This window comes from Paraburkholderia fungorum (assembly GCF_046027605.1).
In the GTDB taxonomy this organism is placed as follows: domain Bacteria; phylum Pseudomonadota; class Gammaproteobacteria; order Burkholderiales; family Burkholderiaceae; genus Paraburkholderia; species Paraburkholderia fungorum_F.
Genome location: NZ_JAQQEF010000029.1, coordinates 38,341 through 64,588 on the forward strand (window position 1 = coordinate 38,341; position 26,248 = coordinate 64,588).

At 63.8% G+C, this 26,248-nt stretch carries 22 protein-coding genes; 12 read left to right on the forward strand and 10 right to left on the reverse strand.

The window, feature by feature from the left end; genetic code table 11:
* The first annotated feature begins 49 nt into the window (after positions 1-49).
* Positions 50-1,153, forward strand: a complete 1,104-nt coding sequence (locus PQR53_RS32460) for a malate/lactate/ureidoglycolate dehydrogenase (protein WP_408463478.1) — start codon at positions 50-52, stop codon at positions 1,151-1,153.
* A gap of 424 nt (positions 1,154-1,577) precedes the next feature.
* On the forward strand, positions 1,578-2,465 hold the full coding sequence (locus PQR53_RS32465; RefSeq protein WP_408463481.1) for a crotonase/enoyl-CoA hydratase family protein: 888 nt from the start codon (positions 1,578-1,580) through the stop codon (positions 2,463-2,465).
* Positions 2,466-2,566: 101 nt separating this feature from the next.
* Here the strand turns inward: PQR53_RS32465 and pdeR are convergent, their stop codons facing one another.
* The 3 genes from pdeR to PQR53_RS32480 form a co-directional block, all read right to left on the reverse strand.
* Complete coding sequence (gene pdeR, locus PQR53_RS32470; protein WP_408463484.1) at positions 2,567-4,570, reverse strand: cyclic di-GMP phosphodiesterase; 2,004 nt, start codon at positions 4,568-4,570, stop codon at positions 2,567-2,569.
* 350 nt (positions 4,571-4,920) lie between these two features.
* Positions 4,921-9,489 (reverse strand): DEAD/DEAH box helicase, encoded by a 4,569-nt coding sequence (locus PQR53_RS32475; RefSeq protein WP_408463487.1) that lies wholly within the window; start codon positions 9,487-9,489, stop codon positions 4,921-4,923.
* A 37-nt stretch (positions 9,490-9,526) separates the two neighbouring features.
* The gene (locus PQR53_RS32480; protein WP_408463490.1) at positions 9,527-12,910 is read right to left on the reverse strand and encodes an autotransporter outer membrane beta-barrel domain-containing protein; all 3,384 of its coding nucleotides are present in this window, start codon (positions 12,908-12,910) and stop codon (positions 9,527-9,529) included.
* A gap of 335 nt (positions 12,911-13,245) precedes the next feature.
* Here PQR53_RS32480 and PQR53_RS32485 point away from each other — a divergent pair, with 335 nt between their 5' ends.
* Complete coding sequence (locus tag PQR53_RS32485) at positions 13,246-14,301, forward strand: aldo/keto reductase (protein WP_408463493.1); 1,056 nt, start codon at positions 13,246-13,248, stop codon at positions 14,299-14,301.
* Positions 14,302-14,499: 198 nt separating this feature from the next.
* Here PQR53_RS32485 and PQR53_RS32490 read toward each other — a convergent pair whose 3' ends face one another.
* Entirely contained in the window at positions 14,500-14,856 is a 357-nt protein-coding gene (locus tag PQR53_RS32490) for a carboxymuconolactone decarboxylase family protein (protein WP_408463496.1), read from the reverse strand.
* 117 nt (positions 14,857-14,973) lie between these two features.
* Here PQR53_RS32490 and PQR53_RS32495 point away from each other — a divergent pair, with 117 nt between their 5' ends.
* Complete coding sequence (locus PQR53_RS32495; protein ID WP_408463498.1) at positions 14,974-15,918, forward strand: cupin domain-containing protein; 945 nt, start codon at positions 14,974-14,976, stop codon at positions 15,916-15,918.
* Here the strand turns inward: PQR53_RS32495 and PQR53_RS32500 are convergent.
* The 4 genes from PQR53_RS32500 to PQR53_RS32515 form a co-directional block, all read right to left on the reverse strand.
* A complete protein-coding gene (locus PQR53_RS32500; protein ID WP_408463501.1) occupies positions 15,915-16,484 on the reverse strand; it encodes an FUSC family protein in 570 nt (189 codons plus the stop codon). The genes PQR53_RS32495 and PQR53_RS32500 overlap by 4 nt on opposite strands.
* Before the next feature lie 102 nt (positions 16,485-16,586).
* A complete protein-coding gene (locus tag PQR53_RS32505; protein WP_408463504.1) occupies positions 16,587-17,906 on the reverse strand; it encodes a cation:proton antiporter in 1,320 nt (439 codons plus the stop codon).
* Between the two features lie 90 nt (positions 17,907-17,996).
* Positions 17,997-18,404: a DUF3175 domain-containing protein gene (locus tag PQR53_RS32510; RefSeq protein ID WP_408463506.1), complete on the reverse strand. Its 408-nt coding sequence runs from the start codon at positions 18,402-18,404 to the stop codon at positions 17,997-17,999.
* Positions 18,405-18,654: 250 nt separating this feature from the next.
* Complete coding sequence (locus PQR53_RS32515; RefSeq protein WP_408463509.1) at positions 18,655-19,182, reverse strand: PRC-barrel domain-containing protein; 528 nt, start codon at positions 19,180-19,182, stop codon at positions 18,655-18,657.
* A gap of 410 nt (positions 19,183-19,592) precedes the next feature.
* Here PQR53_RS32515 and PQR53_RS32520 point away from each other — a divergent pair, with 410 nt between their 5' ends.
* Both PQR53_RS32520 and PQR53_RS32525 read left to right on the forward strand, forming a co-directional pair.
* Entirely contained in the window at positions 19,593-19,886 is a 294-nt protein-coding gene (locus tag PQR53_RS32520; protein ID WP_408463511.1) for a hypothetical protein, read from the forward strand.
* 86 nt (positions 19,887-19,972) lie between these two features.
* Positions 19,973-20,227, forward strand: a complete 255-nt coding sequence (locus PQR53_RS32525; RefSeq protein ID WP_408463513.1) for a hypothetical protein — start codon at positions 19,973-19,975, stop codon at positions 20,225-20,227.
* Between the two features lie 155 nt (positions 20,228-20,382).
* On the opposite strand, the gene PQR53_RS32530 is transcribed toward PQR53_RS32525, so the two are convergent.
* Positions 20,383-21,657, reverse strand: a complete 1,275-nt coding sequence (locus tag PQR53_RS32530; RefSeq protein WP_408463516.1) for a DNA topoisomerase IB — start codon at positions 21,655-21,657, stop codon at positions 20,383-20,385.
* 320 nt (positions 21,658-21,977) lie between these two features.
* On the opposite strand from PQR53_RS32530, the gene PQR53_RS32535 reads away from it, so the two are divergent.
* From PQR53_RS32535 to PQR53_RS32555, 5 genes are all read left to right on the forward strand, one after another.
* The gene (locus PQR53_RS32535) at positions 21,978-22,322 is read left to right on the forward strand and encodes a chemotaxis protein (protein ID WP_408463519.1); all 345 of its coding nucleotides are present in this window, start codon (positions 21,978-21,980) and stop codon (positions 22,320-22,322) included.
* Between the two features lie 117 nt (positions 22,323-22,439).
* Positions 22,440-22,991: a type 1 glutamine amidotransferase domain-containing protein gene (locus tag PQR53_RS32540; RefSeq protein WP_408463522.1), complete on the forward strand. Its 552-nt coding sequence runs from the start codon at positions 22,440-22,442 to the stop codon at positions 22,989-22,991.
* A gap of 99 nt (positions 22,992-23,090) precedes the next feature.
* The gene (locus tag PQR53_RS32545) at positions 23,091-23,654 is read left to right on the forward strand and encodes a DUF4142 domain-containing protein (protein WP_408463524.1); all 564 of its coding nucleotides are present in this window, start codon (positions 23,091-23,093) and stop codon (positions 23,652-23,654) included.
* A complete protein-coding gene (locus tag PQR53_RS32550; RefSeq protein ID WP_408463527.1) occupies positions 23,651-23,995 on the forward strand; it encodes a DUF1488 family protein in 345 nt (114 codons plus the stop codon). The genes PQR53_RS32545 and PQR53_RS32550 overlap by 4 nt, the downstream gene beginning before the upstream one ends.
* Positions 23,996-24,102: 107 nt before the next feature.
* A complete protein-coding gene (locus tag PQR53_RS32555; RefSeq protein ID WP_408463530.1) occupies positions 24,103-24,684 on the forward strand; it encodes a hypothetical protein in 582 nt (193 codons plus the stop codon).
* A 178-nt stretch (positions 24,685-24,862) separates the two neighbouring features.
* Here the strand turns inward: PQR53_RS32555 and PQR53_RS32560 are convergent, their stop codons facing one another.
* Positions 24,863-25,105 (reverse strand): hypothetical protein, encoded by a 243-nt coding sequence (locus PQR53_RS32560; RefSeq protein ID WP_408463533.1) that lies wholly within the window; start codon positions 25,103-25,105, stop codon positions 24,863-24,865.
* A gap of 368 nt (positions 25,106-25,473) precedes the next feature.
* Between PQR53_RS32560 and PQR53_RS32565 the strand changes: the two genes are divergently transcribed.
* Positions 25,474-25,926 carry a PA2169 family four-helix-bundle protein gene (locus tag PQR53_RS32565; RefSeq protein ID WP_408463536.1) on the forward strand — a complete coding sequence of 151 codons (453 nt, stop codon included), beginning with the start codon at positions 25,474-25,476 and terminating at the stop codon, positions 25,924-25,926.
* Positions 25,927-26,248: the final 322 nt, after the last annotated feature.

The following is a 26,248-nucleotide window of genomic DNA, read 5'->3' on the forward strand; positions in this document are numbered from 1 at the left end:
ATCCCGTGTTGATCGCGCCTTGACCTTTCCACTCACGCCGGCACTGTGAATGACCGACAACCCGACTGCTGAACCCACTTCGCCCCGGATTCCGGCCGATCAACTGCATGCCTACGTACGGGCGATCTGGGAGCAGGCGGGCAGCACGCCGCGCGAAGCCGGCCTGGTTGCCGATCATCTGGTCGCGGCGAATCTGACCGGTCACGATTCGCATGGCGTGGGGATGATTCCGCGCTATGTGGCGTCGTTGGCCGATGAGCAACTGCAACTGAACCTGCACGCGCAGATCGTGAAAGACGCGGGCGCCGTCCTGACCGTCGAAGGCGCGAGAGGCTTCGGTCAGGTTGTCGCGTTCGAGGCGATGGAGCAGGGCATCGAGCGCGCGAAACGCCTCGGCATCTGCGCGGTCGGCTTGCGCAGCGCGCACCATATCGGGCGCATCGGGCACTGGGCCGAACAATGCGCGCGCGCCGGCCTGGTCTCCTTCCATTTCGTCAATGTGGCGGGCGATCCGCTGGTCGCGCCGTTTGGGGGCGCGGATCGCCGCATCGGTACGAATCCATTTTGCGCAGCGTATCCGCGGCCCGGCAAGCCGCCGCTCGTGCTCGACTTCGCGACCAGCACCGTGGCGTACGGCAAAACGCGCGTCGCCTATAACCAGGGCAAGCATGTGCCGCCCGGCGCGCTGATCGATCACGAGGGCTTTCCGACGCTCGACCCTAAAGTCATGCACGAAGCGCCGTTCGGCTCGTTGACGCCGTTCGGTGGTCACAAGGGTTTCGGGCTCGCGGCAATGTGCGAGATTTTCGCCGGTGCGCTCTCCGGTGGCTTCACCACGCATACGGACACGCTCGGCACGACCAACGCGATCATCAACTGCATGCTCTCGGTGATCGTCGACCCGGCCGCGTTCGACGCACCCGCCGCGCAAGCCGAGGCCGATGCGTTCATCGACTGGGTGAAGGCTTCGCCGCTTGCGGCCGGCGCGGAGCGTATCTATGAGCCCGGCGAACCCGAGCGGATGATGCGCGCGCAACGCGAGGCCGAAGGCGTTCCCGTCGACCCGGCTACGTGGGCGCAGATCCGCGCGGCGGCATTGGCCGTCGGCATGAGCGCGGAGCAGGCCGAGCGATGGTCCGCGAAGTTGCAATAGCCTTCATTGCGTGCGAATAGCGGGCGCTTTGCCGCGCCTGCATTTAATTATTCAATTTGCATATTCCGTCTGTTAGCCCACAAATAGAAAAACAATCATCTGCAAGTCATATTTCGATTGCATTGCCTAATCCAGGGCTATTCTTTCTCTTTCCAATCCGGCAAGAAATTCCCGCTTTGTTCGTGCGCTAATTTATAGCGGCGGTATGTTCCTTTTGCGGGTTAATTTCGCCCATCTCCGGTGCGCAACCGTTTGCACCGCCGGGATCTTTCCGTACGCCGTTCTCCTCCCCGCAGAGCGCCGCCAGCCGGGGCTTCACGCGCGTGTTGCATTCATCTGTTGGTTACCCCGCTCCCATCCTATTCCGGTCTGCTTTAGGCTCGCATTGCAATACCAGTGTTTAACCCTAAAAGGACCGATCAAAATGAACTTGCATAATCACCACGCCTGCCGTCCGTTTCTCGAAGCCGGCAATTTGTCGCAAGTCTCCGCTTACTATGAAGAAGGCCGCAACATCATGTGGATGATGCTGCGGGCACAGCCGCGTCCCTGTTTCAATCTCGATCTGGTGCACGACATTCTGACTCTCGCGCAGGCAGCGCGAGAGTCAGGCTTGCCGATCGACTTCTGGGTGACCGGTTCGTTGATCCCGACCATGTTCAACGTCGGCGGCGACCTCGATTTCTTCGCCGACACGATCCGCTCCGGTAAGCGCCAGGCGCTGCTGGCGTACGCGCGCGCCTGTGTCGATTGTGTGCATGGCGCGGCTCGCGGCTTCGATACGGGGGCAATTTCGATCGCGATGGTGGAGGGCACGGCGCTGGGAGGCGGGTTCGAGGCGGCGCTCGCACATCATTTCCTGCTGGCGCAGACCGACGCGCGGATGGGTTTTCCGGAAATCGCGTTCAACCTGTTCCCGGGCATGGGCGGTTATTCACTGGTCGCGCGCAAGGCGGGCATGCGTCTGGCCGAGGAATTGATCGGCGTGGGGGAATCGCATACGGCAGAGTGGCACTTCGGCAAGGGGCTGGTCGACCAGCTGTTCGAACCGGGCGATGCCTATATGGCGACGCGCACCTTTATCGACACACTCCGGCCGAAGATGAACGGCATCCGCGCGATGCTGCGGGCGCGCCAGCGCGTGCTGCAGCTCTCGCGGGCCGAATTGATGGAAATCACCGAGGACTGGGTGGACGCAGCCTTCACGATCGAGGAAAAGGACCTCGCCTTCATGGAGCGGCTGGTGATGCTGCAAAACCGCCGGACGTCGAACCTGCGCCAGGCGAGCGCCAGCGCGGCCAATTTCGCCTGAATCGCTCCGGCGCCCAACACGATCGCGCGTGAGCGGCGCTCCCTGGGAGACTTCCCGCGGGGGCGCCCACCGAGCGGCCTTCCTGCGCGGCGCGTCAAACCTCAGGCAATCAGTCTGAGCTTCTGCCTATCCTGCAACCAGCGCTCGAATTCGGCGGCCGGCATGGCCTGACCGTACAGAAAGCCCTGCACGTAATCCACGCCCAGTCCCTTCATGAACACTTCTTCGGACTCGGTTTCGATCCCCTCGGCGACCACCTTGAAATCCAGTTCCTGCGCGACCGCCACCATCGAGCGCACCAGGGCTTGCGCTTTAGTGTCGGCATTGATCGAACGGACGAAACTGCGGTCGAGCTTGATGACGTCGAGCGGAATACGGCCCAATTGCGAGAGCGACGAGTAGCCGGTGCCGAAGTCGTCCAGATGAACCTGAGCGCCCAGCTGGCGGAATTGCTTGATCAGATCGATCGCAGCCGCTTCGTCCTCGATCAGGCAACTCTCGGTGAGTTCGAGGTCGACCAGACACGGATCGAGGTTCGCGCTCTGCAGCGCTTCGCTGAAATGCCGCACCACGGCGGTATCGACCAGTTGCCGTGCCGACACGTTGATCGCGATGCGCAGGTTGTAGCCGTCCGCTTTCCATTTGGCCGCCTGCCGCGCCGCCGTTTCCATGACCCAGCGGCCGAGCACGCCGATCAGCCCGGATTCTTCGGCATAACGGATGAATTCGGCCGGCATGATCTGGCCGCGCTCCGGCGAATTCCAGCGGACCAGCGCCTCCGCGCCCTGCACGGCACCGGTGGCGAGTACGAGCTTGGGTTGATAGTGCAGGGTCAACTGGCCTTCCTCGAGGCCGCGCCGCAGGTTGGTATCGAGCCACATGTACTCGGCGACCTTGCGGTTCATGTCGGGCGAGAACACGCGATAGGTGCGCTTGCCTTCATCTTTGGCGACGTACATGGCCGTGTCCGCGGAACGGATCAGCGATTCGAGGCTGTCGCCGTGTTCCGGATAGCGCGCGATGCCGATCGAGCAGCCGGTGTAGACCTCGACGAGCCCCAGGCTGAACGGCGTGCGCAAACGTTCGAGAATGCGCTGCGCGGTGACTTCGAGGTCGTGAGCGGTGCCTTTGGCGGCGAGCACGATGAATTCGTCGCCGCCGAGGCGCGCGAGCGCATCGTCTTCGTTCAGGCAGGTGCGGATGGCCGCCGACACATCGCGGATCAGCCGGTCGCCGAACACGTGGCCGTAGTGGTCGTTGACCTTTTTGAAGTTGTCGAGATCGAGGAACAGCACGCCGACCGATTCGTCCGGGCCGGCTTCTTCGATTGCAGTACGGATCTTGTCCTGGATCGCGTTGCGATTGGCAAGGCCGGTGAGCGAATCGGTGTTCGCCAGTTCGGTAAGCCTTTCCTGCGCGAGCCGCTCTTCGGTAATGTCGGTGCCCGAGCAGATCAGAAATTGCTCTTCTACGCCGCTGCCGCTGTGAACGAACTTGTTGCGAAACAGGAAGAGCCGCTCGCCATGGATGGTCTTGACGCGCCGCTCGACTTCGTACGAGACGCCGCGATTGAAGAACCCCGTGATGTTCTGGCTCGACGCCGCGCCGGATTCGGTGGTCATGAACAGCGCCCACACATTGCGGCCGACGATGTCTTCTTCCTTGACGCCGGTGAGTTCCTCGGCGAGACGGTTGAAGCGCTGTATACGGCCGTGCCTGTCGACGATGACCACGACCGAATTGACTTCGGAGACAACCTGTTCGGCGAACGAAAGACCGTGGACCAGATCGCGCGCGACGGACTCGGTGTCGTCATAAGCCGAGGCGGTACCGGCCCACGTATTGCTGGCGAGCTTTTTACCGACGAGATGCAGGCGCAGAGGTTCGCCGAACAGCCGCACGTCGAGGATGAGATGCGAGGTGACGCCGGTCAGGCAACGGATTTGCGAAGCCTGTTGGGGATTCAGAGGAATGGCGACATTGGCGGGCACCTCGCCGGTGACGGGCGTGAGTTCCAGTGCGTTGCTGTCGTTCGACAGACGCCAGCAAGGGCTGCTTGTGCCGAACTGCGCAAAAAGCACCTGATCGTGTTGGTCGTCGTTCATGAGATCCCCGGGCGTGTGTGCCGATGAGTCCGTCGTGAAGGCGGGATGGCGGCAAACAGTCTTCATCATACTTAAAAGACTGCCCCCATTGTAGCTAAGCGGCTGGCGTTCGGGCCTGTAAACATTAACGGTTGCAATGGCCGCCGGCTTTAAGCATTTATTCGGGGGCTCACCCAGGTGTGGCTTGTGCCCGCTTTTATATTGCGGGTGGATGACGCGGGTTTTACTCGATACAGCACAAGCGTGCTTTTTTGCTTTTGCCGACGGGATTGAAATTCGACAGGCCGTTCAGCACAGGCGATCAGATCGCTGACAAGGCCAACCCGTTTTGACGGGCCTGCGTGGCTCGATCAATAACGTCTCGCGAGCCGCAAACGGGCCTCGGTCTTTGCTTCCGTGTCGGTGCCGAGCGTGGGCAGAAAATTAAAGTCGCCGCCAACGAGTGTGGCGACCACGATACCGTCGCGAAACAGCAGGCGGTTGCCGGCCACCGACGGTACCTTGTCACCGGTCAGCAAGGTGCCGGCGAGATTGAGCGGATCGGTCGCCGAGACACACACCCAGACACTGTCGTGCGCATGCCGGCGCACTTCGCGCAGCAAGGGGATCGCCTCGGACAACGCAAATTGCTCGCCAGCGAGCCCGTTGACGAAGCGCCCGCCACGCACCTGGCCCCGCGCTTCGAGTCGCTGAAAGACCCGCAACAGATCGCGCCATGGCGGCAGCCATTCGGCTTCGCGTTCGAGCAGGCGCCAGAACACCACACCGTAGCGGCGTAGCAGCGTCATCGCGATGTGTTCGAGTATCTCCGGTGCGAGCGGCGCACGCCGTCCGTTGACGGTGAGCGCGGGCCTGCCGCCGTTTTCGCTGCCGTTGTCGTCACCGTTGCGGCTAGCGGATTCTGCTTTCGCCGGCCGTTTGATGAGCGCCCAGCGTCCTGCGTCGTCCATGCCGCCGATCAACGCACTCGACCTGACGCGCCGGCTGCTCGAATAGGCACTGCGTTTGGCGACCGGCTTCAGCAACGCCCGCAAGCCTGCGAAACTGTCGGAATTCACGAGGCCCGCGGCAACCAGTTCGCCCAGCGCGCTCTCCAGTTCCATGCGCAAGCCGCCGACTTCAGTCAGCAATTCGTCGAAGAACATCGCGCCATGTTGCGCTAATGTGTCATGGACGCTTTGTGCGCGAGCCGATAGCTCCGGTTGTTTCGACGGGTCGAGCAGCGCGCGCCATACGCGCACCTGAGCACGCGGCAAAAGCACGATCGGCGTGCTGCGCACCGGTCCGGCGGCACCGCGTGCCCGCTCGGTCAGACGGGTCCAGACGATCTTGCCGGCGCGGCATAGTTCGTCCAGCGAAACGTTTGCGTACGCCTTCACGCGCGCCGGCAGGATGTCTTCTTCCCATGCACCCGCCGCGGCCTGAAAACCCTCCATTTGCTCGAGTACGGCGGCCAACGCGTCACGTCCTTCGCTGCGGGTGTCCGGTGTCAGATGCTGCCACTCGAACAGAAAGCGCATGAAGTCGTGCCGTTCCACCGGCTCGATTTCGCGCCGCAGGCGTTTCACCGTGTAACGGTGGATCCGCGCCAGCAAATGACGCTCGCACCATTCTTCCTCGGTGGCGCCCGGCGAGAAGCGGCCGCGCATCACGTAGCCTTCCGCTTCGAGACGCGTCAGCGCGGGTTCGATCGATGCTGCCGGCAACTTCAGCGCCTCTGCGATCACGCGCACGGGCAGCGGGCCGAAGCCGGTCAGCCGGGCGCGCAGCACGTCGAGCAGTGCGTCGTCGGTGCTCCACGTGTCCGTATAGCCCTTCGGTGCGTTCAGCGGCGGTTCGAACACAGCGTCGGGGTAGAGCGCCTGGAAACAGGTCAGACGCTCGACGGGCAGCCACAGCGCGTCGTCCGCCGCAAGCCGCAGAAGCGTTGCACGGCCCGATTCGGCGAGCGACGCAAGCCATGCCGGCCAGCCTTCGCTATGGCGCGCTTCGGCCTCGGTGATGCAGGCAAGGCCCGTGAGCGCCTCATGCATCTCGTCGACGCCGCGCGCCTGCGGCCATGCTTCGTCGCGCACGCTGTCGATCGCGTCGGCATCGAGCGCGCCGAGGTCGTCGGCACTGGACGGATCGGTCCAGCGGCGATTCAGCACGGCTTGCGTGCGGCGCTCTTCGATCGGGGCGTCGTCGAGATAGGCGTAAGGCTTGGCGTTGAGAATTTCGGCGGCAAGCGGCGAGGGCGCCGGCAGGTCGCGGGCGACCAGTTGCACGTCGCCCTGTTCGACACGGCGCAGCAACGCAATCCAGCCTTCGCTGTCCATCGCTTCGTGCAGGCAGTCGTCGACGGTCTGGTCCACTAACGGATGATGCGGCAACTCGCGCTCGCCGACGACGTTCTCCAGACACGCGGCCTGCTCGGGAAACACGCTCGTCAGCAGATCCTCGCTGCGCATGCGCTGCAATTGCGGCGGCGTCTTGCGCCCGCCGGTATAACGCGGCAGGCCGAGCGCGGTAGTCGCGTTCCAGCGCCAGCGCACGCCGAACAGCGGCGCGTCGAGCAGCGCCTGGATCAGCACATGTTCGGCGCTGTTCGAATGCAGGTAACGCCAGACTTCGTCGAGGACGAACGAATGGCTGCCAGTCAGCGACAACACGATCGCGTCTTCCGTCGCGGCTGCTTGCAGTTCGAAGTTGAAGGTCCGGCAAAAGCGCTTGCGCAACGCGAGGCCCCATGCACGGTTCACGCGGCTGCCGAACGGCGCATGGATCACCAGCTGCGTGCCGCCCGATTCGTCGAAGAAACGCTCCATCACGAGCGTGTTTTGCGAAGGCAGTACGCTCAGCGCGGCGCGTGCGCGGGCGAGATAGTCGACGATCTGGCGGGCGGCGGCTTCGTCCAGGCCCAGGGTGTCGATGAGCCAGTCGATTGCGCGTTGGAGACGCGCGGGCATGACTTCGGTGTCGGTGTCGGTGCCGGTGTCGATATCGGTATCGGCATCGGTATCGGTGTCGGTATCGGCCTCCTGCCCGTTGAGCAGACGCCCAATCTGCTCTCGCAAGCGCGCCACGCCGAACGACAATTCATCGCTGCGCCCCGGTGCCTCGCCAAGCCAGAACGGAATATTCGGCGGCTGCCCCTGCGCGTCCTCGACCCGCACGCGGCCGCTCTCGATACGCAGAATCCGGTACGACGCATTGCCCAGTTGAAACACATCGCCGGCCAGACTCTCGACCGCGAAATCCTCGTTGACGGTGCCGATATTGATCGCCTGCGGCTCGAGCACCACCGCGTAGTCGGCGTTCTCGGGAATCGTGCCGCCAGAAGTGACGGCAACGAGTTTGCCGCCGCGCCGCCCGCGCAAGGTGCCGCTCACCACGTCGCGATGAATATAGGCGCCGCGCGGACCGTTGCGGCTCGTATAGCCTTCGGCGAGCATGCGCAGCACACTGTCGTATTGCTCGCGCTCCAGATCGGCGTAGGGTGCCGCGCGTCGCATCATCTCGAACAGCGCCTCTTCGTCCCACTCGGCGCTCGATACTTCCGCGACGATCTGTTGCGCGAGCACATCGAGCGGCGCGCGCGGAATCCGCAGCGCGTCGAGTTCGCCCCGCCTCACGCAGTCGAGCAGCGCCGCGCATTCGATCAGATCGTCGCGCGAAGCCGGAAACAATCGCCCCTTCGGCATGCCGCCGACCTGGTGGCCCGAGCGCCCCACCCGTTGCAGGAACGGCGCGATCGCGCGCGGCGAACCCATCTGGCAGACCAGATCGACGTCACCGATATCGATGCCCAGTTCCAGCGAGGCAGTGGCGATCAGCACGCGCAGGTCACCGCGTTTCAGACGCTGTTCAGCGTTGAAACGATGTTCCTTGGCGAGACTGCCGTGATGCGCGGCGACCGCTTCCTTGCCGAGCCGTTCGGTCAGATGGCGTGCGGCGCGCTCGGCCATGCGGCGCGTGTTGACGAAAATCAGCGTGGTGCGATGCAGCGCGACCAGTTCGGCGAGGCGGTCGTAGACGCGCTCCCACACCTCGTTGGGCATGACCGCTTCGAGCGGCACCGGCGGAATCTCCAGCGCGAGATCGCGCTCGCGGATGTGACCCACGTCGATGATCGCGCAGTCCGCGGGCACGCTGCTCTCGATGCTGGCGCCGCCCACCAGAAAGCGTGCGACCGCGCTGACGGGTTTTTGCGTGGCGGAGAGGCCGATTCGTGGCAAGCGCCGCTGACACAGCGCGTCGAGCCGTTCGAGGCTGAGCGCCAGATGACTGCCGCGCTTGCTGCCGGCGAGCGCATGAATTTCATCGACGATCACCGTGCGCACCGTCGACAGCATGCGGCGGCCGGAGTCCGAACCGAGCAATACGTACAGCGATTCCGGCGTGGTGACGAGAATATGCGGCGCGCGCTTTTTTAGCGCGTTGCGCTCCTGCTGTGAGGTGTCGCCGGTGCGCACGGCGGTGCGGATGTCGAGCGGCGGCAGGCCGCGCGCGTCGAGTTCCGCGGCGATGCCCTGCAATGGCACCTGCAGATTGAGGCGGATGTCGTTGGAGAGCGCTTTCAGCGGCGAGACGTAGACCACCAGCGTTTCGTCGGGCAACGCACCACCCTTGGCGAGGCCTTGCTGCACCAGATCGTCGAGCGCGGAGAGGAAGGCCGTGAGCGTCTTGCCCGAACCGGTCGGCGCGGCGACAAGAGTTGAGCGCCCGCTGCGAATCTGCGGCCAGGCGGCGGCCTGTGCGTCAGTGGGAGCGGGGAAGGTCTTCAGGAACCAGCCGGCAACCGCGGGATGGAAGTCGCGCAGCGCGTTGGCCGCGAGGGGGCTCACAGCGGCATTGCGAGCAGCCGGCAATGCCGGATCGAAAGCCGAAGAATCTGGATGCGCCCCCAAGGCGGTGGCGGATGTCGAGGCCGGAGTCATGCTTGCATAGATGGGGACGCGTCGAGCGATATCCAGACTACCAGACCCAGCGCACCCCCGCATCGCCCGTCACCGTTCTCTGGTGCGCACCGCCGAGGTTCGTCACCCAGCCGAGCGTCGCGAACACGCTGCCCGACCTGCTGAATTGACCGACCACGCCCGCGCCGAGCTGCGCCGCGGTTTGTCCGACGCTGCCCGGAATCACGGTCCCGCCGCCGAAGGTGACTTTGTCGTCGGAGCCGAATGTGCGCAAGAAGCTGACGCGCACATAAGGCCGCCATTGCGTCGCGAACGCATCGAACTGGCCTTGCAGACGCGCGCCGATTCGTCCGACGAAAGTATTGCCGCTATTGAAGCCGACGCTCGAGACGCCATCGTTGAAATCGGACAGCGCCAGATGCTGCCACACGAGTTGCGCTTGCGGTTCGAGCGTGAGCCCCGCGCCGAGCGGAATCGGCAGGCCGCCTTCGAGCGAACCGGTCACCGCGTTGCCGTGCGTCGTCGCGCCGATGCCGTCGCGCGAGACCGGATCGACGGTCAACGAACTGCCCATCAGCACGGCGTCCGTGTACCAGCCGCTCGGACCGATATGCGTCCAGTAGCCGCCGAGGCTATACGCATTGATCGCGAGGTGGCCCACGGCGAGATTGGGCATGCCGAGCGCGAAACCGTCGACGTCGCCCGTGGCCCGCGCGAAACCGACGAACAAACCGTAGTGATTGCGCTGGCCGCTCGCGCTGTGATCGGCGTAAAGATCCTGGCCGGCCTGAATGCCATACACGGAGCCGTCGAATTGCGGACTCGCCCCACCGTCCTGGCTCAGCACGCTGTGGCCGCCCCACACGCGACCCCATGCTGCCGGCAGCGTGCCGCTGTCGCTCAGCAAAGCCTGGTCGCCTTGCCGGTCATGAAACGTGTCGATCTGCATCAGGCCGAGTTCACGCGCGACGCCAGGCGCCGCGGCGTAGACCGGCACCTCGACGCGATAGAGCGGCGTAGCGGCCGAGCCGGCGGCCGGCGCGGCCGGTAAGGGCGGCGTGCCGGCCGCTGCGAGCGGGACGCCCGCCACGGCAGCGGGAGGTTCGCCGGGCGTGCCGGGTGTCGTGCCGGGCGTGCCGGGTGTGCCGGGTGTGCCCGGCGGAGTGGCCGGCGAGCCCGGGGTGCCGGGCGGTGTGGACGTCACCCCGGGCGGCAGCGGCGCAACCGTATTGCGCAGATACCAGTTGTCCGTGGTGCCGCTGCTGACCCCGCCTTTGGCGAGATAGTAGGAGTACGCGCCGGCTTTCACGGGTGCGGCGAGCGTGAAGGCGCTGGAGTCGGTCGTGGCGCCGTTGGTCGCCTGAATCAGCTGAATGCCGTCCATTACCGTTTGCGCACCCTGGCCGCCGACGTTCGTGACTTGCAGGCGCGTCGAGCCGGTGGCCGTTCCGCCGCTCAGCACGAGGCGATCGGACGCCGCGCCGTCGCCGGCGACGACGGTGTTCAGCCCGATGGTGCCGTTCTGTCCGGCATAGTTGCCCGTCACGTTCAACTGGTTGCCCACTCCCGCGGCGGCAGGCCCGCCGATCTGCACGAGTCCGGCATTCACTAGCGAGCCGTTGATCGAGAACGCGCCGGTCCCTTCGCTTGCAAACGACGGCAACGCGTTCGCTACGGCGAGCGTGCCGTTGTTCGTCACTGCGCCCGTTACGCTGCCATAGCCGCCGAACGTCGCGCCCGCCGCCACCGTGGTGGCGCCGCCGCCCGTCAGCGCGGCATTCGCATGGGCCGCATCGCCGATCGCGAGGGTGCCCTCCGCGACCGTGGTGGGTCCGGTATAACTGCTCACACCGGTCATCAGCAAGCTGCCGCTGCCAGCTTTCGTCAACGCGCCGGTTCCGCTCACTGCCTGGGCGAGCGCGGTGTCGAACGATTGCGTATCGATCGTCCCGCCGCCCGCTGCCAACGTGATCGCACGCGTGCCGGCGAGGTCGAAGCTCGTCGTTAATTGCAGCGCGCCGCCGTTGAACGTCAGGCCGCCTGTGTTCGCACCGAGCGCGTTGTCCGCGCCGACGGCGATCGTGCCTTGATCGATGGTCGTGCCACCTGAGTAGGTGTTGCCGTTCGCCGCCGCCGGCGCAAGCGTCAACACACCGGCGCCGGTTTTATCGACTGCGCCCGTGCCGCCGATCGATCCCGTGTAAGTGCCCGCGTTGTCCTGAGCAAACCGCACGAGTCCGTTGTCGGTCACGTTGGCGGGCAGGTTCTGCGCGTTCGCCTGCAGGGTCGCGCCGCTATCGACCAGCGCCGCCGCGCTCGCGCCGAGCGTGCCGGTGAGATCGAGCGTGCCGGTCTGGACATGCGCGAGCGTGAAGGTGCCGCTGCCGGTCCAGTTCCACAGCGCACCTTGCATCTGCAGGGTCTGAAAGTTGGTGAACGCGTTCGACGCCGTGCCCGAGCCTTGCAAGGTCACCGTATTCGATCCGGCTCCGCCGTCGGCTGCGCCATTGATCACGGAGCCGGTTTGCAGAATCAACGCATCGTTGCCGTTGCCCATGGTGATGGCCGTACCGATGCCGCTCTGCACGAGCCCCGCATTGATAATCGTGCTGTTGCCGTTGAGCGTGCGGATGCCGGAGCCGTTCTGGCTGATGATGCTGCCGCCCGCGAGGTTCTGGATCGTCGCCACGAAGCTCGATCCCGCCGTGTTCGAAAACACCGCATCCGAGCCGCTGCCGCTCGCGCTGATCGTGCCGCTGTTGATCAGCTGATCGTTATTGCCTTGCATATAAGCGGTTGGACTGGCCGCGCCCGAGGTGGACAGCGTGCCGCTGTTGTTGATGCTGCCGTTGCCGCCCAGAATCGATGCCGCGCGCGCGTTGCTGCCCGAGGTCGTCACCGTGCCGCTGTTGATCAACGCATTGTTCGACTGGCCGACATTGGTTTGTCCCCACGCCGCTGTCATGCCGTACGCATTGGGGCCGCTGGTGGTAATCGAGCCGCGATTGGTCAGGGTGTTGCCGCTGCCGTTGGCGGCCATGCCGTCGTTGAAGGCGCCGCTCGTGGTGATGACGCCGCCGCTCGCATTGGTGAGCTGATTCGCGTTGCCCACGCCGAGCAGCACCGCGCCGCGCACCGTGCCCGAACCGCCGCCGCCCGTCAGCGTGAAGTTGCCGCTGCTGTTGATTGCGCTGTTCTGATTCACGCTGAAGACGACCGGATTGGCGTTGTGCACGAAAGTGCCTGAAGCGGTGCTGTCGGCATTGATCGTCACGCCGGTACTGCTGGTCTGCGCGATGACGGCGGCGAGACCGCTGCCGGTGCACGTGACTGTCGTATTGCTCGGCGGTGCGGTATTGCTGCACGCGGCCATTGCGGAAGGGGTGAGTGCTTTGGACAACAGCACGACGCTGCCCAAGCCGATTCCAAACGTCTTCTTCATACGCGTGGTCCTTAATGAAGGTACTACACCATACGAGCGGACTGGTCCGACTTATACACGTCTTACGAAAACTTTCCAAATGGGCACGGACGCATCTTACGAATCTGTGGTGGACGGACGACGCTTTGCGGAGAGCCGCACAACGCCTTGCTCTCCGATCGAAACGGGTGATTTCCCCGGGCCGGCAAATTGCTATGCTCACTATCTGAATCGCAAGGAGCTTGAAACCTTCGTCAGGTCCTTCGTGCAGACGCGAGCGGCGGCCTGCCTGATCTCGCCAACTGCAGTACTCTGTAGGGCTCATTCCCCCACGAATCGATGACGGAGTCTCGACGATGCGTTACAACCAGCTAGGCCGTACCGGTGTGTTTGTTTCAGAACTATGTATGGGCACGATGACCTTCGGCGGTGGCGAGGGCATGTGGAAACAGATCGGCGATCTGCAGCAGGCGGACGCGGAGCGGCTGGTCGGCCGGGCGCTCGACGCAGGCATCAATTTCATCGACACGGCCGACGTCTATGCCGAGGGCCTGTCGGAACAGATCACGGGACAGGCGCTGAAGAACCTCAAAGTGCCGCGCGACAAGGTGGTGGTCGCAACCAAGGTATTCGGCCCGACGGCCGCGTTCCCGAACGCGCGCGGCGCCTCGCGCTATCACATCATCGACGGTGTCAAGGCGAGCCTGAAGCGCCTGCAACTCGATCACGTCGATCTCTATCAGATCCACGGTTTCGATCCGGCCACGCCGATCGAAGAAACCGTGCGCGCGCTCGATACGCTGGTGCAGCATGGCCATGTGCGTTATGTCGGCGTGTCGAACTGGGCCGCGTGGCAGATCGTGAAGGCGCTAGGCATTGCGGAGCGCCTCGGCCTCGCGCGCTTTGAAACCCTACAGGCGTATTACACGCTGGCGGGCCGCGACCTCGAACGCGAACTCGTGCCGATGCTGCAGAGCGAAGGTCTTGGACTGATGGTGTGGAGTCCGCTCGCCGGCGGCTTGCTGAGCGGCAAATATGGGCGCGAGCAGCAGGGCGAGGCGGGCAGCCGTCGTACGACGTTCGATTTTCCGCCGGTCAATCGCGAGCGCGCTTATGACTGTATCGACGTGATGCGCGACATTGCCGAGGCGAAGAACGTGTCGGTGGCGCAGATCGCGCTCGCGTGGCTGTTGCATCAACGCGTGGTGACCTCGGTGATCGTCGGGGCGAAGAAAGTCGAGCAACTCGACGACAACATCGCTGCCACCGGCGTAGCGTTCACCGCCGACGAGCTGGCGAAGCTCGACAAGGTCAGCACGCTGCCTGCGGAGTATCCGGGCTGGATGCTGGAGCGTCAGGGTGAGGGGCGCCGTAAACAGCTTGAAGAGGCGCGTCATCCGGTACAGCGCTAGGTTGAGATCGCCGCCAGCGCGATCTGCCTTGGAGCTAGCGGCAATGGATGGGGCAGTGATCTTGCGCAGTGGGCTGCCTCGTGCAGGGCAACTACCATGGCGGGCGGCATGCGACGGGTTAGATGCGTACGCTGTGGTGCGGCGTTCAAGCGGGGCGGTCCGTGTGCCGCCGCGCCGCTTCGCCCAGACTAACTTCCTTCACGCCGCCGGCTTGCTGTCCGCCTGATAAGCGGCGACAGCGTCCATCGTGCGGGCCGAGTAGACCATCGTGGCGCCCGCGTTCACGGCGACCGCCACGCCCAGCGCTTCGGCGATCTCTTCGCGTGTCGCGCCGTGTTTCAGCGCTTCGGCGGTGTGCACGGTGATACAGCCGTCGCATCGCAACGTCACGGCCACCGCGAGCGAAATCAGCTCGCGCGTTTTCGCGCCGAGCAGGTCGGCCTTCTGGCCCGCGTTCGACAGCGCCTGATAGCCCCTCGCGGTATCCGGCGACAATTTGGCGATCTCGCCGATGCGGCCGAACAGTTCCTTGCGGTAATCGATCCAGTTCAACATGACAGTGCTCCTTTGTTTGCCGCGGCCCGGCGGGTGCCGGTGCCGTTGGACAAAGTATTGCGCTGTGCCGCGATATCCTGAATACTCGCTTCGCTCAACTTTTAGCGCGATCGTCTCATGGATACCCTTAGCCGATTGATCGACGTTGCCCGGCTGCAGGCGAGCCTCGACCTGCGCTGTCTGCTCATGGGCGGCTTCGATATCGACCATGCGCGGCTGGAGGCGGGTATTGCGCCTTTTCATCTGGTGCTCGGCGGTGCGTGTGTCGTCGAACCCGCGGGCGGCGCGCGTCTTACGCTCAACGCCGGAGATTTCCTGCTGTTTCCGCGCGGCGCGGCGCATCGGGTGCGCGACGTGGGCCGCGGGGCCGTTACCGCACCGCTAGCGTCAGATCATGACGGCATGCTGCCTGTGCGCCGCAATGACAGTCGCGCGGATGAGCGCCCCGATCTCGATCTCCTATGCGGCCGCTTTGTCTACGCACCCGGTTCCTCGGCTTTGCTGCTCAATGCGCTGCCTGATCCGTTCCATGTGTCGCTCGGCGGCGTGCAATCGCTCGGTGCATTGCAGACGTTGATTGCATTGATGCGCGACGAAGCGCAACACCGTCAGCCCGGCGCGCTCGCAATCGTCACGGCCTTGAGTCAGGCGCTCTTCGCGATGGCCTTGCGCGTGCATGGCGAACAGCATGCATCCGGCTCGGGCGTGTTGGCGCTGCTGGCCGACGCGCGTCTGGGTGCTTCAGTACAAGGCATGCTGGGCGCCCCCGAGCGGGCCTGGACCATCGCCGAACTCGGTGAACTCGCGGCGATGTCCCGCGCGACGTACGCGCGCCACTTCAACGAGCGCGCGGGCATGACGGTGATGGATTTCCTCATGCAGATCCGCATGACGATCGCTTGCGATCTGTTGTTGCGCACGCAACGTAGCGCCGCGGAGATCGGGGAAGCCGTGGGGTACCAATCGGAAGCCGCGTTCGGCAAGGCGTTTCAGCAGAGCGTCGGGGTGACGCCTGGACGTTACCGGCGTCAACCGCGAGCGAACGATCAGCGATGCCGTTAAGCCGCGTCGGGTCTGCCGAACCAGCGTTTCTCGATCCACGACATGATCAAGGTCACGAGCAACGCGCAGACGGTGCCCAGCGTCACTTCACCGAGGCGCAGCAGGGCCCGGTCCCACGGCGAACCGACGTCCGGCACCAGCAGCATGATCGTCGCGGTGATGCCGCCCAGCCGCGCCGCGCTACCCACGTTCACGACCCAGCAAATCAGGATTGCCGCGCCGACCGTGGCCGCGTACGCCGCCAGATAGCCGCCGCCCAACGTCGCGCCGATGAGGCCGCAAACGGCCCCGACCATCGCGCCGATAAACTGATCGCGCGAGAGGTTGCGCGTGTCGATGTAGCTATGCTGGCTGACCGCGATCGCCGTAATCGCCGCCCAGAACGCTTGTTCGGTATGCAGCCAGCGGCCGATCACGAATGCAAGGCTTCCGCCGGCCACGGCCTGCGCGGCCATCACGCTGCCTTCGAGCAGGCGGTCGCGCAACGGCAGCGTCTTGAGAAAACCAAATAGCGAGTTAGCGGCGCTTGTCCTGGCGGCGCGCCGTGGATCGTCGGGAGCGGTCATCGAATGAGGAAGGGGGCTGTTGCGGCATGAAGGTCCCGTATTCTAGCGGCTCCAATTTACGATTGAGTGGCGACGCCAGCCGGCACGATCGGCTGCCGGGCGCTAGCGTTCGCCGCTACGCAGCCGGTGATACCAGTTCATCAGCGGCGTCGCCGAGACACCATGAATCACGACTGAAGCCGCGACGACCGCCAGCGTGAGCGGCACCAATGGGGTGATATCGGACGCCTTCCCATGTTCGAGCGCATACGCCAGGTAGTAAAACGAGCCGATGCCGCGAATCCCGAACCAGCTCATCAAACGCCGCTGCGTGGACGTTGCGCTCGAACCCAGCAGAGACAATTCCACCGACACCGGCCGCACGACCACGAACAGCGCAACGGTCAGCGCGACCGTTTGCCACGTGAAAAGCGGGACTTGCAGCGTGGCGAGCACATTGCCGACCATCGCCATGACCGCGACTTCGGCGATGCGTTCGAGTTCGATCGTGAAGCCCATCACCGATTCCGTCATATACGCGTGCGCTTTGCCCGGGTGCGCCGCGGTCGCGTCGACGTCTTCGGAATCGACCGTGCCGATCGCCTGGCGAGCCGATACGCCGCCGCTCGCGCGATGCTCGACGCGGCGCATCGCGACGCCCGCGGCGAATACCGCGAGAAAGCCATAGGTATGCGCGAGTTGCGCGGCGCCGAACGAAAGTTCGATCAGCCCCAGCGCGAAGAAGCCCTCGAGTCCGAGCGCCTGCGCATGATGCGTGCGCAACCAGGCGACCGCATGCGTGGTGGCCCAGCCGAGCAGGCTACCGATCGCGATCGCGCCCGCCATGCCCCAGACGATGCTGCCGGCGAGGCCGAAGGTCAGCACCTCGCCGACCGGGGCGGCGGGCGCCGCGCAGATCGCGAGACCGAGCATCGCGAAGGGAAGGGCGATGCCGTCGTTCACGCCGCCTTCGCCGGAAAGCGCGAAGCGCAGCAGGTCATGATCGCCGGGATTGTGGACCTGGACGTCGTGGGCCAGCACGGGATCGGTCGGCGCGAGGATCGCCGCGAGCACGAGGGACGGCCCCCAGCCGAGATGCAACACGTACACGCCGAACAGCGTGAGCAGCGGGATGGTCGCTAGCATCGCGAGGAAACCGAGACGCAGGGGCACGGTCCAGAGCTTTTCGAATACGCCGAGCCGCAAACGCAGGCCGATGGCGAACAGCGAGACCAGCAGCGCGACTTCGGTGATGATTCGCAGCAGATGTGCTTCGGCGACGATATCGAGGCGCAAGAGGTCGAGGCCGGGGGGTCCGAGCGCATAGCCGATGGCGAGGTAGAACATCGCGGCGCTAAGGGGCAGCCGCCGGAGGGTGGTCGCCGCCACGCCCATGAAAACGAGCACGGCGCCGACGATGAGAAACCACAGTGTTTCGTGCATGGACGTCCGGTCAAGGCCTGCATGCGAACGACGACGCATGCTCGGCCGGGTGAGGGCGCTTGCCCGAATTTATCAACCCCACGCGCCCCTTCAGGGCGCGCGTCCGAACGCTTGGCGCAACTTGCGTTTGGCCTGTTGCAAGGTGTCGCGGCGCGTCTTCGGCAGATTCCTGCCGGCGCGATTGATGTAGAAGTTCAGCATCGACATCGCAGACTGGAACGGCGTGCCCTTGCGGCGGCGGCTATGCGTCGAAGACTGCTTGAGCGATTTCGCGATCGACTCCGCGCTGCCAGTTTTGAATATATCGTGCTCGATGTCCATCGCATCGCTGGTTTCCATCACGTGATGAGACCACTTTTTTGGACGCTTCGCGTTGCTTTGGCTCGTGGCCTTCGCGCGATGCGCGGCGTGCGCCTGGGCATGCCGTTGACGCGGTGGACGTCCCGACTTGCCGCGTGTGGCAGGGCGTTTCGATTTGCCGGTTTTTCTGGTGGCCATGCTTTCGCCTCCCTATTACGTCATGCTCGACGTCGTGCTCGCGATGACTTTGCCTCGGCCGCGTGGCTGTTCGCTTCGGCTTCCAAGGCTTCCTTGCGTAGCCTGGTCAATCGCTCCTTCAATCGTCTGCTCAAAGCGAAATGCGCCGGCTGCCGCTTTAGCGGTCTGCCGGCGCATTTCGCAGGCGCGGCTCGACGCTGCAGGCAACGAAGCGGATATCCCGCCTCGCCTGTGCAGCGCGCGGTCAGGATTACAACTTCAGTCCGCCGGCTTCGGGCGCATCCGACGACCCCGCTGGAATGTCGCCGACGCCCAGGTCATCGCGGCGATCATACCGGTCGCGTCCCCAGTACGGCTCGCTGCCGTAGTACTGATGGACTGACGTGGCCCATGTCTGGTCCGCCATGGCAGGCCAGTGGTCCTTGTCGAACCCCGGTGCGTTCTTCACGCGCTCGGCCGTCATATCGAGAACGAAGCACTTCTGCTGCGTATCGAGCGTCAAGGCGCTCCACGGGATCGCCAGCAGCTTGTCGCCAATGCCGAGAAAGCCGCCGCTCGACAACACCACATACGCAATGCGGCCCGAGCCGACGTCGAGCATGATGTCCTTGACCTTGCCGATGTCCTCACCATCGCTGCTGATCACCTTGTTGCCGTCGAGCGTGGCTGCCGCCATCACGTCCGGACCGGGACCGTCGGCGCTCGCGCTGCCCTTGCCGATGATATGGGCACCCTGGCCCTGGCGCATGCCGCCTTGGCTTTGTGTCTGGTTGAGCATGATGTTTCTCCTTTACCGGTTCGATGTACGGAGAACCCAGCAACCGCCGTTCCTCCGGATGCAGTGCGGCTGGATAAGCGTTGCCGGTGAATTGTGGGCGTCGTTTAAAAGACGTGTCCGACCAGGCGGCCAGACTGCGCGTAAAGGATGCTGCGTTATTTGAAATTATTTCGTCTACGTCGGCGAGGAGAACGGATAAACACGCAGCGGAGCGCGGGAGCCGGGAAACATGCGAAGGAGGTGAGTGGAAGCTCGGCTCGATGGTCATCCGCGTACTCGCCGGGACGCCGGACCGTTTAAACGCCGGACCACAAGGTCACGCATTCAGCCATCCTTATCGACTTCGGGAGGCATAACCCTTGCGGAGGAATCTTGCTGTTCTTGCCGTTCATACATCCAGGGAGATTTCCATGAAATATTCAAAGGCATTACTCGTGTCGGCACTTGTCGCGATGTCGGGCGTCGCTTTCGCGCAAGCGGGCGGCGGTAACGGTAACGGTGGCAACGGCGGCACCGGCGGTTCGGGTAACGCGCACGGCGCGGCAACGGCGGGGCCGACCGCGGGCGGCGACCCGGCGTCGGGTGCGATGAGTTCCGGCTCGTCGAAAATGCATCACACGTCGAAATCAAAAACCAAGAAGCCGATGAATGATTCGACCAACATGCCGGGAGCCGACGCGAGCAGCGACACCAAAGGCCAGTAGGTAACGCCAAAAGTGAGTGAGGGCAGGCGAGGCGGCGCCCGTTTTATCGCGGGAACGGCTTCGCCCGACCAATCAGGGAGGCAGTGATGAAACAACGATTCAACGAGAGCGTGGGCAAACAGGTGTTGATGGTGGCGGCTATCGTCGTGCTGACAGCCGCGTCCGGCTGTAAACGCTCCGATAGCGACAGCACGGGGGCGAGTTCCGCGATGAGCAGCAGCGGCGTGATGAACGGCAACGCGGCGACAGGCAGCACCGCGGACACGAGCAGCGGCGCGGCGGCCGCCGCCGACGCGGCAAGCACGCCGGGCGCGGCCGCGGCCTCAGCCGCGAGTCAATGAGTCAGCGCGGCTTCGGAGGCACCACGCGGTTTGCGAGCCGGCGCGGCTTCGGAGGCCCTGCGCGGTTTGCGAGTCGGCGCGGTTGCGGAGGCGCTGCGCAGTGTGCGAGTCGGCGCTGTCGCGGAGGCGCTGCGCGGTTGTGAGCCGGCGCCGCATCAGAAACGCCGCCCGGTTTGCGTACCCGCCTTGGCGTCGGTCTTCGCGGCCGCTTCTTTACGCACCACGCGCGATTTTTTCAGCAGCGTGGTCAGCGAGCCATTGACGCTGTCCGTCACCTCGGCCTCCCGCGTCTTTCTACCCTTGGCGCCAGCCTTGCGCGCCTGCTGCGCCGCGCGTTTCTCCGCATGCGCGAGCAAGGCGGCAAAGGCCACCTCGTCCACTCTTAGTCCACGGCGTGCCTGGCCGGGCGGCAAGCTTTGTAACTCGTCGGCCTCGAACGCACTGATTATCACCGGGTGAATGTAGCAACGGCGGCACACTGCCGGGGTATTGCGCAGTAACGCCGCCACGTCCTTGACGGTCGCAACGATATGGCGGCGCGCTTCCGCGGCGCTGCTGCACATCAGGCGCCGCAGCGCGGCCAGGGCATAAACGCTGCCGGCCCACGTTCGGTAGTCCTTCGCGGTGAAGTCGGCATCGCTCGCGCGGCGCAGATAGTCGTTGATGTCGGCAGACCCGATCGTGCGGCGCGTGCCGTCTTCGTCGAGGTACTGAAACAACTCGTGGCCCGGCAGTTCGGCACAGCGGCGCACGATGCGTTTGATGCGCGGATTGTCCACGGTCACGTCGTGCTCGATACCGCTCTTGCCGCGAAACCTGAAACGCAACTGGCCGGCTTCGATCTTCACATGCTTCTTGCGCAGCGTCGTCAAACCGTACGACTGGTTGTCGCGCGCGTATTCCACACTGCCGATGCGAATCAGCGTGGTGTCGAGCAACTGCACGATCGCGGCGATGACCTTGTCGCATGGCATGCCCGGCAGTTTCAGATCGCGTGCCACCCGTGCGCGGATCTTCGGTAAGGCGTGGCCGAACTGCGCCATGCGTTCGTATTTGTCGGCGTCGCGTGTCTCGCGCCAGCGGGGGTGATAACGATATTGCTTGCGCCCGCGCGCGTCACGGCCGGTCGCCTGAATATGGCCTCGCGCGTCGGGACAGATCCAGACGTCTTCGTAAGCGGGCGGAATGGCGAGTGCATTGATGCGTTTGATTTCATCTTCGTCGTCGATGCGCTCGCCCGCCAGATCGAAATACCCGAAGCCGTCTTTTTCACGCTTGCGCGTATAGCCAGGTCTGGTGTCGTCCGCGTGCCGCAAGCCCGGTGGCATCACGGCGGGCGCGGCTTGTCGCGCGCTGTCGTCCGGACGGTCGGTACGACGTTCGGGTTGGTGGCCGGGTTGGCGTCGAATCTGTGTGGTCGTGGGAGCCATCGTCGCAGGTAGAAGTTTCAAGCAGGCGGCGCGCTTTGCGCCAATGTCTGGCTACAAGCAAAGGCAATGCCCGGCGCGGGGCGCGTCTATTGAATAGGGAGGCTGATTGACGAATCCGCGGACGAATGCGCGATGCGCGAACGAAACGATCCGGCTATTGAACGATTGCGATGCGCGAATTGGAACGATCCCCGGCTATTGAAGGATGGGAAGGTGCGAAAGGAACGATCCCGGCTATGGAAGGATGGCGCTCCGAGAGCGGAACAGTCCTTGCGAACGCTCAAGTGGGTTACTGAATTGAATCAGCCAAGGAGGCCACCATGAGCAGCACATTGAATCCCGATGAAGAGCCGCAACACGTAGTCAAGGAAACTTCAGGCATAACCGGCGCGCTCGGTCCGAGCGATTCTTCCGATAGCGGCAGCGATGTAGCCGGTGCGAAGCGTCATGAATTCGATGTCGATTCCGAACTGGACAACCACGCGCTGGAAACCGGCGACACCGAACTCGGCAGTGACACTGATCGCGCCGGCACCGGTGAGCGGGCCGCCGCCGACGGCGATTCGACCCTGGTGGAAAACGGCGATATCGAACCCGACCGCATTGTCGATCCACTGGGCGCCAACGATGACGATGGTCTCGACGACGATCCGCAAGGCCTCTAGACAGTCGCCGGATGTAGGCACGTCTTTTGCTGCCTGATGAGGCAACGAAGGATGTAACGAAGGGGCCGCCCGCTTGACCCGCGCGGCCCCTGCACCAACACGTAATGGAGAGTATGCATGGCTAACACGCTGAATGGTTACAAGGTAGCGATACTCGCGGTGGACGGCTTCGAGCAAGCCGAACTGCTCGAACCGCAACGCGCGCTGACTGAAGCGGGCGCAACGGTACACGTCATCTCGGCGAAGCCGGGAAAGATCCAGGGCTTCAAGCATGTCGACAAGGGCGACGCGGTGGAAGTCGACTCGACTTTCGACAAAACCACCTCCGCCGACTATGACGCCGTCGTGCTGCCCGGCGGCGTGGTGAATGGCGACGCCATCCGCCTGCTGCCGCAGGCGCAAGCCTTCGTCAAGTCCGCCAACGACGCCAGAAAGCCAATCGCAGTGATCTGCCACGGTGGGTGGCTGCCGGTTTCGGCAGGGATCATCAAGGGACGCACGCTGACGAGCTGGCCGAGTCTGCAGGATGACATTCGCAATGCGGGTGGCACGTGGGTGGACCGGGAAGTGGTCGAGGACGGCAATCTGATCACGAGCCGCAAGCCGGACGATCTTCCGGCGTTCAACAAAGCACTGATTGCGCAATTGTCGAAGCGCAAGGCTGCATAAGTGAAGCGTGATGGACGAAGCGCGTGGAAACTGTTTTTGAATATCGCGCCTCGTCGCTTTGCCCGCTTTCGACGGACAGCTCGACCAGGGAGAAAATGCATGAAATTCCGATATTCCCTACAAGTGATGACGGTGGCGCTGGGACTTGGCGCGGCGTCGATCGGCGCGGTGTACGCGCAAGCCAGTGACGCGCCCGCGAGCGACGCACCCACGAGCGCCACCAAGCTCTCGCCTGCGGATCAGCAGTTCGTGCAGGACGCCTCAAAGTCCGATGCCACTGAAATCGCGGCAAGCAGAATCGCACTCAAGAATTCGAACGATCCGAACGTCAAAAAATTCGCGCAGCAAATGATCACGGACCATACGAAACTCTCGCACGGCATGGCCGCCCTGGCTGCGAAGAAGGGGTTTGCCACGACGCCGTCCGCCGATTCAGCACTGGTCGGCAAACTGCAAACGCTCAAGGGCCGCGAATTCGATCAGGCCTATGTTGAGCAGATCGGCGTGGAAGCGCACCAGCGCGCGGTCGACCTGTTCCAGCAGGAGAGCCAGAGTGGCACCGACTCGCAGTTGAAAGCGGCGGCCGCGCATGCATTGCCGACCATCAAGCATCACCTTGCCATGGCGCAGCAACTTGCCGGCTCAATGAAGGGTGCGTCATGAACGCGATCCTGCCGCGGCCGGCCTATGAGGATTCCCTTATGCACATCACTTTCTCCGACGACAAGCCGCTCTTCGACGGAACGAATCTGACCGTGCGCTTCATGGCGCGCGTCGACGGCGAAGCAGTGGTCTGTGCGATCACCGCCGAGGCGCTGGAAGATCATTTCGGCGCTGATTCGGCGCTCGAATCTACCCTGATGGCCGCTTTCGACAAGGGTCGCAATCGCATCCGTTCAGTGTGCGCGGAAGCGCTCGACCAGAACGGTGGCGATGGCGTAGTGTTGCATAGCGGACTGTTCAGAGTGGAAGGCATGGAACCCGACCGCGGCACCACCGCGTAGCGCGGCCATGCCCGACCTCCCGCGCGCAATTTCGGCGCGGGGTTGTGCCGCTTAAGGGTCCGCAAAACGGGTCCGCAAAACGCGATTCAACGATGCAAGGAGGCCTCATGTCACTCATCGTCGCAGCACGATTTACGACTTTCCCGGCCGCTGAAGATGCGGCGCAAAAGCTCTTCAACGCAGGTTTCGTCGAAGAAGACGTCACGCTGTTCTTTGTCAATCCACGTGGTCAGCACGCACGCTATCCAATCGGCGGCGATACCGGCACCGACGCGGGCGCGAAAGACGCGCCCAAAGGCGCCGGAATGGGCGTGACGCTCGGCGCGGTAGCGGGGGCGGTGGTCGGCGTGGGAATATTCGCGGCGTTTTCGGCGCCGCTTATCGTCTCGCTGATCGCGGCCGGCGTCGGCGCATACGTCGGCTCGCTTGTCGGCGCGATGGTAGGCACTCGCGAAGGCGGCAAGGGCGTTCACCGTTCGGCTTTTCACGAGGAGTCGCGCGATTCCGGCGTGCTGGTTGCCGTGCACGTAAGTCCCGACAATCAGTTCGACGCTGCTCGCGTATTGCGCGAGGCAGGGGGCGTGGCGATCGAACGCGCAAGCGGACGCTGGCAGCAGGGGCGCTGGGCCGACTTTGATCCGCTCAAGACGCCGGTGCCGCTAAACGAGTTCAGCGAGAAGCGTGCTTGAATGGGGTGAGCGCTTCGGTTGAGTGAGCGCTTCGGTTGAGTGAGCGCTGCGCGGTAAACAGCACAACGGCCCGTCGTATGTCGGGCCGTTTGCTTTTGCGTTCATGCAGAACTGCGCACGCGCGCTGGCTTTAAACAATCGCCGCGCTGTCTTCTCGTCTCAACGTCGAAACCGTCGCTCATACCCAGATACGCGCTGCACTATGTTGCAGTTGCGGCGCACGCTCCACCTGGCGCTCACTGCGGGTCGGTTCGCAAGCCGCGGGAACCAAACCATCACGCGTGATGCCACACGACGACGCAGCTTGAGCGCTCGCCGCCGGTGCTTCCAGAGGTTGCATATGCTCGCGGATTTGCAGCACGCCCGCTGATGTGACGATCGCGATCGCGACCAGATATTCCGCGCTCCTGATTTTTTTCATGGTGATTCTCCCTGTCGTTATTGCCTGCCCATTGCTTTCAATTCCTTGGCACGTTTTGCAGTGCGGTCAAGCACTGAATAGCGCCTCGTGGGCAGGGGAGATAAAGCAACCGGCATGCCATCCGTCAGAAGACCGCTGGGCGGCGTTCTTGCGCCGCCCAGCGCTCGCTGCGGCGCGAAATATTTACGTGGGCCTGCAAGATCGCAATGCGTGCCGACGCTCGCCGCGTCCGCGAATCAGCGTATGGACGCCCAATCGCGCCGGGCACGACTCATGCGCAGAGACCTATGAACCCCGCTGCTGCGTGGAAGTGCGTACGAGAGCGTAGTGGCGGATTCCACGATTAACGAAACCCCTGGAGGTATTGAATGGCTACGAACGTTGTTTCCGTGTTGAACGATCTGGTCGAAACGTCGAAGGATGGCGAGAAGGGCTTTCGCAAAGCAGCAGAAGACGCGCACGAGGCACAACTGAAGACGTTGTTCCTGTCGCGTGCCGAAGACTGCACGCGCGGTGCACGCGAATTGCAGGACGCGGTACAGGCTTTGGGTGGCAAGCCCGAAACGGGAGGTAGCGTCGGCGGCGCGTTGCATCGTGGCTGGGTCGATGTGAAGTCGGCGGTGACGGATCGCAGCGATCACGAGATCCTCGCCGAATGCGAAAAGGGCGAAGACGTCGCGAAGAAGCGCTATCACGACGCGCTCGAAAAGGAATTGCCGGCGGACGTGCGCGCTATCGTTGAGCGTCAATATCAAGGCGTGCTGCAAAATCATGACCGCGTGCGCGATCTGCGCGATCAGTACGGCGCAGCGAAGCGTTAATCGTTAGCAGCCTTAGCGGCCGAGTAAGTCGCAGACCGGCGCTTTAACGAGCGCCGGTTTTGTTTCAGGCAGCGGGCACAGGGCAAGTTGGAAGTGCCATGCATTAAGAGGCATCGACACTTGGGCCCAGCGCAAAGAAATGCGGCGACATAAGCGGCCGCGCACAAAAAAGCCGTCCGCATTTGAACTGCGGACGGCTTTTCCATTGCTGCCCGACGCTAGCTGGCAGACAACTCTGTCACCCCAAAAGCAGGCAACTCTTCGGCCCAAAAACGGTGGCTGACTATCTCGCCGGAAACTGCGCTAGTCCGGCCAAAAAAAA